This window comes from Nitratireductor soli (assembly GCF_001050155.1).
GTDB lineage: Bacteria > Pseudomonadota > Alphaproteobacteria > Rhizobiales > Rhizobiaceae > Nitratireductor > Nitratireductor soli.
Window position 1 is genome coordinate 113686 of sequence record NZ_LFVY01000008.1, and the last position, 12714, is coordinate 126399.

Sequence of the window (12714 nt, forward strand, 5' to 3'; positions counted from 1 at the left end):
GATTCCTGGCCGCGTCTCCTATATGCTTAGGGGTGAGCACAGGAGGCCACATGGCGGTCGAAAAGTTTCAGTTCCACAAAACGGAAAAGGGGATGGGAAACGAAGATTGGTATTCCTTGATCCGTGACGGCGATACTGGAGAAATACACATTCTGCATGAATGGTCACATCACGCTGGCAATTTTCAATTTAGACGCGGTGAGGCAAACATTCCGCTGGACGAATTCATGAAAGGTGGCGGCACGCGACAGGATAAGTTGCAGGCGCTGCTAGATGAAAAGGGGTGGTCCTGAACCATGCCTACCGGACCTAAAGGACAGAAGCGCCCCGCCGACGTGATTGGCAATGCCGTTCGCGTCATGCGCATCGCCACGGGCGAGGAAGCCGACGACGTACAGGACAATCAAAAAGCGGCAAAGTTACTTGGCGCGAAGGGCGGGAAAAAGCGCGCCGAGAACATGACGCCAGAGCGGCGAACGGAGATTGCACGGAAAGCGGCTAAAGCTAGATGGAAAACGACTTCTGGCGTTTGACGTAGAAGCGCTCAAAAATCTCTTTGCGCAGTACTCCGTCCTGCAAGCTCTTCATAATTATGTAAGGCTGCATCGCGGGCTCTGCAAAATGGTACTGGAACGTTCGCCTTGCGCCGGTTTTCCGCAGTACGGAACCGCGTTCCGGGCTTGTCATCTGATTTAAGTGAAAAGAGAAGGCCGACACCTCGTAGGATTCGCCCATGATCTCACTCAATGGCCCTTCGACCGCAGCAGCTGTAAATTGGCCGAGATCGTTGTTTTCGGTGAGCGCACAGGCCGCCAAGACCGGGGCAAAAATGTTGCCCTTCCTATAAATCTTTTCAGTCGCTCGTGTGTAGGATTCGGCAATCGTATAGTCGACATCTGCAATGCAGTCGGCGAGTGATGCCTGAACCAAGTTTTCATCAACTTGGATTGTCTGTTTTTCGACTGCTCGGAGGGCGGAGTATTTCCCAATTGAGTGAGCATAGAAGGGTAGCCCTGCAGAGAAGTAAGCCACGCGCCAGAGCGCATCATCGGTGATTCTCATTCGGAGTCGACGGATGCGAGAGGCGATCACCTCCTTGATCTCGTCGCTTGTCATTCGATCCATTGGTATCTGGACCAAATTTCGGTGGATCGATCCGTGGTCGCGAACCAACTGCAGGATACTATCGGCGACTCCAACAAGAACGATCGTTGGATTGTTCGGCAAGCGCGTAAGGGCTTTGATCAAGTCCGTCATTAATACGCGGCATGTCTCATCGGTGATCCGGTCGTATTCATCGATGATGATGATTGGCGCTTCATTCTGCCTGAACTTTGAGAGTTCCAGGAAAACGTGATCGGGTTCAATCGGGCCAGGATAGAAATTGTCGAGTGAGAGGGCATCGGCAGACCATTGTATGCGGCGAAAGACTTTGCGCCACACGCTGTCGAAACTATCGAGGCTGTCGGCATCAACAGCGATCTCGCGCACATTTCGCGTCGGCGAATTCAGGTCTTTGTAGAAAATATTAGCAAGCGAAGTTTTCCCCACGCCTCGCTCGCCGAAAATAATTGCATGTCGGGCGCGCTCTACAGCTATGTCTTGAAGGCGCTGGATAATCGCCTTTCTCCCGGCAAATTCAGCTACGTCGTTGATTGGAGGTCCGGGAGTGAACGTCTCCAAGACCTCTATCCGCAATGCTTTCCAGTCTATGTCACGTCCTAGTGCGCGCATGTTTGCTCCTTCAGCGCGCGAATCGGTATCAGATTCTCAATAAAGGCTCAACTAGCTCAATAGCCGCGCATCACTCGCGCACCACCGGATCAATATGAACTTTTATGCTTGGCGCTAAGTATAAAAGTTCATATATTAGAGGCATGAACAAGCTGCCCCTCAAAACCCGTGTCCAAATCCTCAGCATGCTTTGCGAGGGATCGCCCATGCGGTCCATCTCCCGCGTTGCCGATGTTTCGATCAACACGGTTTCAAAGCTTCTGGTCGATGCCGGGACGTTCTGCGCTGCCTTGCACGACCGGGAAGTGCGGAACGTAAAGATGCAAAAGGTTCAGTGCGATGAGATTTGGAGCTTCACGGCAGCGAAGCAGAAGAACGTCGCGAACATGAAAAACGCCGTTGATGGCGCTGGCGACACATGGACATGGACCGCGCTCGATAGCGACAGCAAGCTTATAATTTCGTGGCTAGTCGGCAGGCGTGACGGCGAGTACGTGCTCGCCTTCATGGACGATGTCAAGGACCGCCTCGCAAACCGCGTCCAGCTCACCACGGACGGCCATAAGGCTTACCTGAATGCTGTCGAAGAAGCGTTTGGAGCTGATATCGACTATGCCATGCTGGTAAAGCTCTATGGTGAGCCGGAGGGCAAGAACGTCTCGTCAGAGTGCCGCTACAGCCCCGCCGTATGCACTGGCGCGAAGAAGACGCGCATTGAAGGCAACCCCGATCCTGCCTTTGTCAGCACGTCGCACGTCGAGTGGCAGAACCTCACCATGCGCTTGCAGATGCGCCGCTTCACCCGCCTGACAAATGCGTTCTCAAAGAAGTTCGACAACCACGTTCACATGGTCGCGCTCTACATCGTCTGGTACAACTTTGTCCGCGTTCACAAGACGCTGAAAATGTCGCCGGCAATGGCCGCTGGCGTTTCACAGACGCTCTGGTCCATGGACGATCTGGTCGCGATGATGGACGAAGTTGCACCCAAGCCCGGGCCGCGCAGGCCTTACAAAAAGCGTGGATCGCTGTAATCCCTCTATGCCGCCTCTAGCGCACCGCGAATGCGAAAGAATTGCGCAAGGCTCTTCGCGGCATCTTCGGATGCGAACTTGGCAAGCACCCTGCCGGGCGACCGTGGAGACCGATTGTCCACAGCCAGGAGATAGAGTCCATACCCGTCGAATTCCGGGTTATCCTGTCGCGCCAATTCAGCTTCGCGCTCGGTAATTTCACCGATACACAGGCTCTCTCGGTTGGATAGAGTAGCTACAGCTTGAAAGGTCATGCTTCATCTCCCTGTTGGAGGGTTGTTTATTATGGTTAACAAACCGACAATTTCTGTGAACAAGATGGCGGAATACATTGTCAGTCGGGGTGCCCGTCAGCGCAAGATTTTGCATGATCGCAAGTATCCTGACCCAGATTTTAACGCCGGCATTTACCACCGCGAAGTCAGCGAAGCTGTCTCTCGTTATATCACCGATGGAGCGATTGATACGTCGCCGCTGGACACAATGCTTCACACGCTGGAGCAACAGACACCCGAAAAGATAGGGACCGCTCGTCGTGTCAACGCCAATATCGATGCGCTGGAACGGTTCAACACGATGCTCGACGACATCGACCTGATGGGCGCTGAGGCGGTGCTTGGTGCGCATAACCCCGCCAAACTGACGTTTTTCAACGTCGAGGTTTCTGTGCGCCCAGAGATCGTGCTGCGCGCCACCGCAAAGGGTAAATCGTATGTTGGAGCGTGGAAGCTTCATTTTTCCAAGACGCATCCACATACAGAAGAATCCGCCGGATATGTGTCGGCGGCGGTTAATGAGTATTGCAGGCTGCATCTGGCCGGCCCCGACGACATCATCAATCCGGCGTTTTGCCAAGTGATCGACGTTGCATCCGGCACTGTGTTTCCGGGCGTGAAAGCGACCAAGCAGCGACTGAACGACATCGAGGCCGAATGCCAGAATATCGCGGCACTCTGGCCGAGCATCTGAACGGCGGCAAATTTCAAACTGAGACACTACCGATTATCCACTCGGCCCCGGCACGTGTTCTCGGCATCAGGGCTGGCAGGATTATGGAAACTGTCATGATCACCGAGGCAGAAGGCGCGTCAGTATCCCGCCCAGTTCCTTGTCGCTGAATGGCTTTTTCAACACGGGGCGGTCGCGATACTCATCCCTCATGCTCTGGCCACTGTAGCCGGTCGAGAAGACGAACGGCACGTTGCGCGCCGCCAGCGCCGCGGCCACTGCATAGCTGTTGCTGCCGTTCAGGTTCATATCCAGCATGGCTATATCGAAACGCTGCGCATCGATCAGCGCAATGGCCTGATCCACCGTCGCTGTGGAGGCGACGGACTCGCAGCCAAGATCGGCCAGCATGTCTTCGATCATGATGAGAATCAGCATTTCGTCCTCGACGACGAGGATCCGCTGGCCGGAAAGCAATTTATCCATCGCAGGCACTGTCGGGTAGCGGAAAACTTACCGTACAGACGACGCCGTTCGCCCGATAATCCAGATCGACCGTGCCCTCCAGCTCATGAGCCAGGCCACGCTCGATCACCCGTGAGCCGAACCCTTTCCGGGACGGCGGCGTCACGGAGGGGCCTCCCTTCTCCCGCCAGCACAGCATAAGCCTGTTGCCTTCAGGGGACGGCTCGATGATCCATGAGATCAGGACCGATCCGGCCTTGTTGGAGAACGCACCGTATTTCACGGCATTCGTGGCGAGTTCATGGAAAGCAATACCCAGTGCCAGGGCCACTTTCGGCGAGACGCGGATGTTCCTGCCCGAAATGACGAAGTGCTCCGCGCGCCCGTTTGCAATCCCGAATGGCTCCAGTGCGGTGTTGACCAGATCGAGCAATCCCGCGCCCTCCCAATTCTCGCGCGTCAAGAGGTCGTGTGAATGGGAAAGTGCAAACAGTCGCGATTCGATGGACTCCCGGACCACCTCGAGATCCGTTGTATTGCGCAAAGCCTGCCAGACGATCGCCTGGACCGTGGCCAAAGTGTTCTTCACGCGATGGTTGAGTTCATCAATGAGCATCCTCGATTGTGCCTGTTCCTGCTTGTGATCGGTCAGGTCTACGAAGGATGCGAAATGCTGCACGAGATCACCGTTTTGGTCCTTGACCGGGCTGATGAGGATCGCAGACCAGAACTCGCTGCCGTCCTTGCGGCGGTAGACGATCTCCGACCCTCCCTTGGCGATGCCCAGGAAGGCGGCATCGATGCGCGCCAGCGCATCGGAATCACCGCCGCGGGCCATAAGGAAATTGAAGCTCTGGCCGAGCACCTCGTCCCGATCGTATCCGGTCAACTCAAGAAAGGCGTCGTTGGCGAAAATGATCGGATTGGCGGGTTCCTTCGCATCCGTGAACACCATCGCCATTCGTGTCGTCTCAGCCGCAACGACAAACGGTCCGAGTTCCTCGCGAAAGCTCTCCACGTCTGCTTCGGCAACCTTCTGGCTGCTGGATTTCTCAATTAATTCCGGCATACCCTGCCTTTGTTGAACTGTTCAAGACCGCAGACGTCAGCATCTTGCAGCCAATTGGACCGATTGGTGTCGAAAAAATGCAGTGAAAACAATCGAATGGGTATTTCCAGTGAGCCTGATGCTCACGAAAAACACCCGGTAAACCTTCCTGCCAACGCGGCGGCGCGCAGGGGCCGGCCCTCGATCATTCTGCAGTCAGGTGGAACCACTGCCGTCCGCGTAAACGCGGAAAAACAAAGAGATAGAGCGGTGCTTCGTCCGAATGCATGACCAAAGCAGGAGCACGGCCGCTCATCTCCTGGCGTCAGCGGAGGGCCGATACCCCAGTGTGTGTTGTCAAACCTGGCAAAACGTCGAAGGACGTTGCTCAGTACCAGCGGCCGCGGCCATACCAGCCGCCGCCAAGCAGAATGACAATAAGAACGATGACAAGAAGCGTGGTGATATCCATGGGATTCTCCTGGGAGCCGGCGTTACACCTTGCGCGGCCGCACTCCAACCTGATCAACGGTCGACGGCCTCTTTCGTTCCAGTCAAATCAACAATTGCTGCGTGCTGGATTTGCTTCGCAGGTCATTTGACCTTTCGCCGCACGCGCCCGTGCTCGATACGCGATTGGCCCGCTGCCGGGTTCGTGGACACGAAGATGAGATCGCGACCAGGGCACCGGCAATGGGCCAATGCCGATGGAAGCTCCGAGCATTGACCCATGCGGAAAGCTGCGATCGGTTCGGCCTTCACCGTTCATTCGCGGAGGAACAGGGCTTGGTCATCGTCATTTGTTAGCGTGACGAGGCTGTCACCAGCCGGCGAAACGCTCCAGCAGTTGCGGGCTGATCCTGCCGGCTTCCACATCGCCCAGCGCCTGGTCGAGGATGGCGATGCCGCGCATGGCCTCGTTTTCGCTCAGCGTGAGGGGCGGGGTGAACTCAAGCACGTTGGAATTGACGCCCACATAGTAGAGGACGAGGCCGAGCTGGAAGGCACGGTAGACGGCCAGCGCGGTCTCGTCGCCTGCCGGTGCGCGGGTCGTGCGGTCGCTGACAAGCTCGACGCCGATGGCAAGGCCTTGACCGCGCACATTGCCGATGAGCGGGTGCTTGCGGGCGAGGTCGGACAGCGCGCCCAGCATGATGTCGCCGACCTTCGCCGCGTTGGCGACAAGGTTCTCGCGCTCGATGGTTTCGAGAACCGCAAGGCCCGCCGCCGCACAGACCGGGTTGCCGTGCAGGGTCTGGAAGGAGAAGGCGGAGGCGTGGTTCATGATCGCCTCGGGGCCGACGGCCGCCGAGACAGGCAAACCGCCGCCAAGTCCCTTGCCGAACACGACGATGTCGGGCTCGATGCCGATATGCTCGAAGGCGTGAAGCCGCCCGGTACGCGCCAGGCCGACCTTTACCTCGTCGCAGACGAGAAGAATGCCGTGCCGGCGGCAGAGCGCTTCGATCTCCTTGAAGTAGCGCGGCGGCGGCACCAGAAGGCCGCCGTCCGACTGAATAGGCTCGATGAAGAAGGCGGCCACTTCCTCCGGCGGAACGGAGGTGGCGAAGCGTTCTTCGAGATCGGCAAGTGCCGCTTGCGCTGCGGCTTCCGGGCTGCCTGCCGCATAGGAGTCCGGATAGGCAACGAGGCTGAGGCCGGCGGCCTTGTCGATGCCACTCTGGGCGGGGTGGCCGGAGATGGCTACCGATCCCACCGTGCCGCCATGATAGGCGCCCTTGAAGGAGATGATGCGCTGCCGGCCTGTCGCCGCGATGACAGCGCGGGCGACCGTTTCGTTGGCATCGGAGCCGGAATGGCCGAACCAGACACGCCCGGCGGCGCGCTCCGGCACGATGGACAGGAGTTTTTCGGCGAGGCGAACGCAGGGCTCGTTGGCGGTCGAGAGGTAGCTCGCGCCCGCCTGATCGGTCAGCGCGCGATTGACGGCCTCGACGATGGCGGGATGCCCATGGCCAAGGCTCGCCGCGCCCCAGGATGCGGCGAAGTCCAGAAGCTCGCGCCCGTCGTCGCCGCGCAGCATCGCACCCTTGCCGCCGGTGACGGCCTGCGGAAAGAAGCGAAGATGGGCGAGCGAGGAAACACTACGGCTTTCGCGGTCGTAGAGCCCGTTCATTCCTTCTCCTCCTGTCTTCTTGTTTTTCCACATTGATGCGGCCGTCAGGCGGTTCCACCTGACTTGCAAAATGCTGTAGACGGTCCGGCCGTCGCGTCAGTAGACCGTTTCATAGAGGGCACAGCGCTCGGTCTCGTTGAGCGCGGCCGTATGGGCGAGTTCGCCGCGCTTGTGCTTCACATAGGTTTCGACCGCCTCGTGACCGATCCACCGCGCGACGAGATCGTTGGCGCAGAGCCGGCCAAGGGCTTCTTCAAGCGATTGCGGCAGGCGCACGAAGCCGCGTTCGGCAAGGGCTGCCGGCGAAAGCTCGGAAAGGTCTTCCTCCGTGACCTCGGGCGCGGCGAGCCCTTCCTCGATGCCCTGTGCGCCGGCATGGACAAGCGCTGCCAGGACCAGATACGGGGAGGCTGTCGCATCAGCCGCGCGATACTCGAAATTATACTGCCTGGCGGCGCTATCGGCGCTGGCGCTCGTCACCGGGCAGATGCGCACGGCCGCCTCGCGGTCGTGGTAACCCAGATTGTTGAAGGCCGCGCTCCAGCGATGCGGCGTCAGGCGCATGTAGGAGATGGCGGACGGCGCGGTGAGCGCGACGATGCTGTCCATGTATTTCAGGATGCCGGCGATGAAGGAGGCGGTTTTCTTCGCCATGCCCCAAGGCGCATCGGGATCGTAGGTGGCGGGGGCACCGTTCTCGTCGACGAAGCTCATATGAACATGGACGCCATTGCCAACGCCGGCGGGATCGCGGATCGGCACGAAGGTGACCGGCTGGCCCATGCGCTCGCCAACGAGGCGGGTGACGGCGCGCACCTTGACGGCGGTGTCTGCGGCGGTGACACCCAGATCGGGACCGTTGGTCACTTCGAACTGGTCCGTGCCGTATTCCTTGAGGAAGGTGTCGGGTTTCACGCCGGCGATGTCCAGCGCGGCCATGACCGCCTCGCCGAACTGGCGGTGCTTGCCGAAACTTGCAAGGCCGAAGGCTTCGCCGGGGCCGGCGATCTTGTTGCGGGTCTGGAACTCGTGTTCGAAGGCGGCGACGAGGCGCAGACCGGCGACATCCTCAAGACGCTTCAGGGCCTGCTTCAGGATCGACCGCGTGCAGCAGCTCCAGGGGACGCCGTCGAGGCCGAGAATATCACCCAGCACGAAGCGCTCGACCGGCCCGCCATCTTCCAGATCGAGTGTCACGGCGGTGTCGGCATCCGGCACGAGAATGAGGTCGCCGAACGAACCGAAGGGGCTGTCGGCGATGGTGTCGAAGCAGGTGATCTGCACGTTGGTCGGCGTCCATCCGACGCCCTGGCGGAAGCGCTTTTCCATATCCTTGAGCGGAAACGCCTTGCCGCGCGTCACCCCGGAGAAGTCCGAAATGGCGGCAAACATCAAGGGGTTACTGATCATCGTCGCGTGCTCCATGATCGAAGCGGAGCGAGTCCCAGGCTTCGATGCGTTTGCGGGTCTTGTCCCAGTTGGTCTCGGCAATACGCGTGAGCATCGCCTCCATCAGCACCATGGCGCCGGCATAGCTGTCCCAGACCGTGCCGCTTTCGATGGGTGTGGCGAAGACTTCATTGGCGTGGTTGGCTGTCGGCGACATCCACTTGTCGGTCAGGACGACAATCTGAAGACCGCTCTCTTCCTTCGCGCGCCGGGCAAGTTCTGAAAGATTGCGCTGGTAGCGGCGGAAATCCACCAGGAAAAGCACGTCCTTCGGGCGCATGCGCAGCAGGTATTCAGGCCAGATTTCAGGATCTGCCGGCAGATGGAAGACGCCGCTTCTGACTTGCCGGAGATGGCGCGACACATAAAGCGCGATGGCATCGCTGATGCGCCCGCCGATGAGATAGACATTGCGCTTCTCGTCGCCGAGAAGGGCGCAGACGCGCTCGAACTGAGCGCTGGTCGTGGCCGACGCCGATGCGGAAATCAGGCTCACCGCGCGGCTGACGAAATCCTCCAGGAAATCGCCCTGGATCGTCCGGTCGCCCACATGCAGGTCGAGCGGCGAGCGGTTCGACTGCCTGATCTCCTCGATCAGGTGGCGCTGGAAATCCTGGTAGCCCTGAAAGCCCAGTTTCGTGACGAAACGCGAGATGGATGGCGGAGACGTGCTGGTCTTCTTCGCCAGGTCCTGGATCGTGTCGAGGCCCGCATATGGATAGTCGAGCAACAGTGCGGTGCACAGCTTCCGCTCCGTGGCGGTGAGCGCGCTCGACAGGTTTTCCAGCCGTTGTCTGACTTGCATTGATCTCCTCCGAGGCGAAAAGACGATTTTGAAAATCATAAGTCAATATGAAAATTTCCTGTTGACTATGAAAAAATAATATCAAAGCTTAAGAGCACGGGAGCCAGAGGGGAGTTCATGTTCACGTCATCGCGCCAGCATTTCATTGCCGCCGCTCTCGCCATCATCTGTCTGGCCGTGGCGGGGGTGGTGATCGCCGGTCTGTTCGGCGCTGCCGCCGAGCGCGTGCTCACGGTCTTCTTCATCTCGCTCATCGCCGTGACGGGCATCGGCGTCTACAGCGGCAACAGCGGAATACTGAGCTTTGGTCATCTCGCCTTCATGGGCATCGGAGCCTATGTGTCGGCGCTTCTGACGCTCCCGGCAGGGCTGAAGACGGCGACGCTGCGCGGTCTGCCGAACTGGCTGGCGGCGACGGAACTGTCGCTCATCCCGGCCATCCTCGTCGCGGTTGTCGTGTCGATGGCGATAGCGTTGGTGATCGGCATCGCCATCGGCAGACTGGAAGGCTCTGCCGCGTCCATCGCCACGCTCGGCCTTCTGGTGATCGTGCATGGCGTGATCATCGGCTGGCGCGACGTAACGCGTGGCGCGCAATCCTTTTTCGGCGTTCCGCGCGATACGACGCTGGCGATCGCGGCCGTTAGCTGCGTGATTGCGCTGCTTCTGGCGCGCTGGTACCGCGATTCCCTTTCGGGCCTGCGGCTGAGGGCAGGGCGCGAAAACGCCATAGCCGCCAAGGCGGTCGGCATCGACGTTCGGCGTGAGCGGCTCGTCTCGTGGGTTCTCAGTGCGGCGATCATGGCGCTTTCGGGCGCGCTGATCGCGCATTTCCTCGGCGCGTTCAGCCCCAAGAAGTTCTATTTCCACGACACGTTCCTGCTGCTCGCCATGCTGATTGTCGGCGGCATGACGACGGTGACCGGCGCTGTTTCCGGTACCGTCCTCATCACGCTGATCACCGAAATCCTGCGGCGCTTCGAAAGCGGAATGACGATTGGCGGTTTCGAACTGCCGGCCATTTTCGGCACGACGCAGATCGGCATCGGTCTGCTCATCCTGTTCGCTATGTTCCGTATGTCGGAAGGCATTGCCGGGCTGAAGGAGTGGGAGGAACGCGTCTTCCCCTTCAAGCCCAGGCGTGGCAACGCAGAAGCGCTCGGCAGGCGCCACAGCGACGACAGGCTGAAGGTCGACAACATCACCATGCAGTTCGGCGGTCTGCGCGCCGTCGACGGTGTCAGCTTTACGGCCAGACCGGGCGAGATCCTGGGGCTGATCGGACCCAATGGTTCGGGCAAGACGACGCTTCTCAACATCATTTCCGGTGTTCTGAGGCCGACAAAGGGCGACGTGGTTCTCGGCAAAACGTCGCTGACGCGCGTCGCGCCGGAAAAGATCGCCGACTATGGCATCGCCCGGACTTTCCAGAACATCCGCTTGTTCCCGACGCTGACAGTCTACCAGAACGTTCTGGCCGCAGCCCTTTCCACGCATGGCGGAAAGAACGCGGAAGAGCGCGCCGGGGCGGTGCTTGCGCGCCTGGGCATCGAGGAGCGCGCCGGCGAGGACGCGGGAACGCTTTCCTATGGGGAGCAGCGCCGGGTGGAGATCGCCCGTGCGCTCGCCTGCGAGCCGACGCTGCTTCTGCTCGACGAACCGGCCGCCGGCATGAACCGCGAGGAAACCGACGATCTGATCCACCGGCTGAAGACCCTGTCGGCGGATCTGGGCCTCGGCGTGGTGCTGGTCGACCACGACCTGAAGCTGATCAACGAACTGTGCGACCGCATCGTCGTGCTCAATGAAGGCCGGCTCATCGCGGATGGCGCGCCTGCCGCCATCCGGGAAAATCCGGCGGTCATCGAAGCCTATCTGGGGCCGGGCAAGGCCGCCTGAACAACGCCAACGAGAAATGAAAAAGGGGAACTGACATGAACAAGCTGCTCATATCGACGCTTCTCGCCAGTGCGATGGCGTTTCCATCTGCCGCCGAAACGCTGCGCGTGGGCGTGGCAACCGCGCAGACCGGCGCGCTCGCGCCGTTCGACACGCCGGTGATCGCCGGCATTCACATCGCCGTGGACGAGATCAACGCCGCCGGCGGCATCGACGGCAAGATCAAGATCGAGCTTCTGGAACGGGATGTGCGCTCCGACGCGGCGCAGACCTCCATCGCCACGCAGGAACTGGTGGACGAGGGCGTCTCCGTGATCGTGCTGCCCTGTGACGCCGATCCGGCGCTGGCGGCGATCGGTGTGGTGAGCGATGCGCAAATCCCGGCCATCTCCACCTGCGCCTCCTCGCCGACGCTGCCGCAGATCGGTGGCGAATACATGTTCGCCAACTTCCCTGGCGACAATGTGCAGGCGGCCGTCTCGGCCAAGTGGGCCCATGACGAGGGCCTCCGCACGGCCTACATCGTCTATTCGCCCGACACGCAATACACCACCATGCCGCTCTACTTCGCGGAGGTGTTCGAGAAGCTCGGCGGCAAGATGCTCGGCCAGGACACGCACACGATCGGCCAGCAGGATTTCTCGGCCATCGCGACGCGCATCGCCGCGCTCGACCCGCAGCCCGACGTGATCATGACCTCGACCTACGAACCGGATTTCCCGTCCATGCTGAAGGCGCTGCGTGCGGCGGGCGTGGAAAGCCAGATGATCGGCTCCGACGGGATCGACAGTCCCACCACCTTCTCGCTCGGTGCGGTGGCGGAGGGGCTCGTCTTCACGACCGCCGGCCATCCCACGGAAGGCAGCCCTCTCGAAGCCTTCAACAAGAAGTTCGAGGAAGTGCATAAGAAGGCACCGGAAACGGTGTTCAACGCGGTCGGCTACGATCTCGTGAAGGTGATCGAAGCAGCGGTCATCGCGGCGGACGGTTCGACCGATCCGAAGGTGCTGCGCGACGCCATCGCCAACCTGGAAAATGTCCAGGGCGCGACCAGCACGATCACCTACAAGGGCACCGATGGCATGCCGCTGCGCGAGGTCAGCCTGATCCGGGTCAAGGACGGAGGCCGCGAGCTGCTTGGCCAGCCGACGCCGGACGCCTCCCTGATCCCCGAACCCCGCGTTCAGTGAGGTAG

General features: G+C 60.1%; 13 protein-coding genes. 6 read left to right on the forward strand and 7 right to left on the reverse strand.

Translation table 11 applies throughout. The features are described from left to right. The first annotated feature begins 50 nt into the window (after positions 1–50). Positions 51–293 carry a hypothetical protein gene (locus AB843_RS11620; protein ID WP_048647015.1) on the forward strand — a complete coding sequence of 81 codons (243 nt, stop codon included), beginning with the start codon at positions 51–53 and terminating at the stop codon, positions 291–293. Between the two features lie 3 nt (positions 294–296). Further along, positions 297–533, forward strand: coding sequence for an RNA-binding protein (locus tag AB843_RS24970; protein WP_082143793.1), 237 nt, complete (start codon positions 297–299; stop codon positions 531–533). Here the strand turns inward: AB843_RS24970 and AB843_RS11625 are convergent. Then, positions 505–1734: an AAA family ATPase gene (locus tag AB843_RS11625; protein ID WP_048647016.1), complete on the reverse strand. Its 1230-nt coding sequence runs from the start codon at positions 1732–1734 to the stop codon at positions 505–507. The genes AB843_RS24970 and AB843_RS11625 overlap by 29 nt on opposite strands. Positions 1735–1877: 143 nt before the next feature. Here AB843_RS11625 and AB843_RS11630 point away from each other — a divergent pair, with 143 nt between their 5' ends. Continuing rightward, entirely contained in the window at positions 1878–2768 is an 891-nt protein-coding gene (locus tag AB843_RS11630; RefSeq protein WP_048647017.1) for a DDE-type integrase/transposase/recombinase, read from the forward strand. A 5-nt stretch (positions 2769–2773) separates the two neighbouring features. Here AB843_RS11630 and AB843_RS25545 read toward each other — a convergent pair whose 3' ends face one another. Continuing rightward, entirely contained in the window at positions 2774–3022 is a 249-nt protein-coding gene (locus AB843_RS25545; protein WP_157384490.1) for a hypothetical protein, read from the reverse strand. A 31-nt stretch (positions 3023–3053) separates the two neighbouring features. Here AB843_RS25545 and AB843_RS11635 point away from each other — a divergent pair, with 31 nt between their 5' ends. Further along, positions 3054–3737, forward strand: coding sequence for a hypothetical protein (locus AB843_RS11635; RefSeq protein WP_157384491.1), 684 nt, complete (start codon positions 3054–3056; stop codon positions 3735–3737). Positions 3738–3836: 99 nt separating this feature from the next. Here the strand turns inward: AB843_RS11635 and AB843_RS11640 are convergent, their stop codons facing one another. The 5 genes from AB843_RS11640 to AB843_RS11660 all read right to left on the reverse strand — a co-directional run bounded on the left by AB843_RS11640 (position 3837) and on the right by AB843_RS11660 (position 9620). Then, positions 3837–4202, reverse strand: a complete 366-nt coding sequence (locus AB843_RS11640) for a response regulator (RefSeq protein WP_048647019.1) — start codon at positions 4200–4202, stop codon at positions 3837–3839. Next, positions 4195–5250 carry an HWE histidine kinase domain-containing protein gene (locus AB843_RS11645; protein WP_048647020.1) on the reverse strand — a complete coding sequence of 352 codons (1056 nt, stop codon included), beginning with the start codon at positions 5248–5250 and terminating at the stop codon, positions 4195–4197. The genes AB843_RS11640 and AB843_RS11645 overlap by 8 nt, the downstream gene beginning before the upstream one ends. 799 nt (positions 5251–6049) lie before the next feature. After that, the gene (locus AB843_RS11650) at positions 6050–7366 is read right to left on the reverse strand and encodes an aspartate aminotransferase family protein (RefSeq protein WP_048647021.1); all 1317 of its coding nucleotides are present in this window, start codon (positions 7364–7366) and stop codon (positions 6050–6052) included. A 96-nt stretch (positions 7367–7462) separates the two neighbouring features. Next, complete coding sequence (locus tag AB843_RS11655) at positions 7463–8776, reverse strand: glutamine synthetase family protein (RefSeq protein ID WP_244467959.1); 1314 nt, start codon at positions 8774–8776, stop codon at positions 7463–7465. Continuing rightward, positions 8766–9620, reverse strand: a complete 855-nt coding sequence (locus AB843_RS11660) for a MurR/RpiR family transcriptional regulator (protein ID WP_048647023.1) — start codon at positions 9618–9620, stop codon at positions 8766–8768. Before AB843_RS11660 ends, AB843_RS11655 begins: the two co-directional genes overlap by 11 nt. Positions 9621–9737: 117 nt before the next feature. Between AB843_RS11660 and AB843_RS11665 the strand changes: the two genes are divergently transcribed. Together AB843_RS11665 and AB843_RS11670 are read left to right on the forward strand one after the other, a co-directional pair. Continuing rightward, positions 9738–11519 carry a branched-chain amino acid ABC transporter ATP-binding protein/permease gene (locus tag AB843_RS11665; RefSeq protein ID WP_048647024.1) on the forward strand — a complete coding sequence of 594 codons (1782 nt, stop codon included), beginning with the start codon at positions 9738–9740 and terminating at the stop codon, positions 11517–11519. 35 nt (positions 11520–11554) lie between these two features. Beyond that, positions 11555–12709, forward strand: a complete 1155-nt coding sequence (locus AB843_RS11670) for an ABC transporter substrate-binding protein (protein ID WP_048647025.1) — start codon at positions 11555–11557, stop codon at positions 12707–12709. Positions 12710–12714 lie beyond the last annotated feature (5 nt).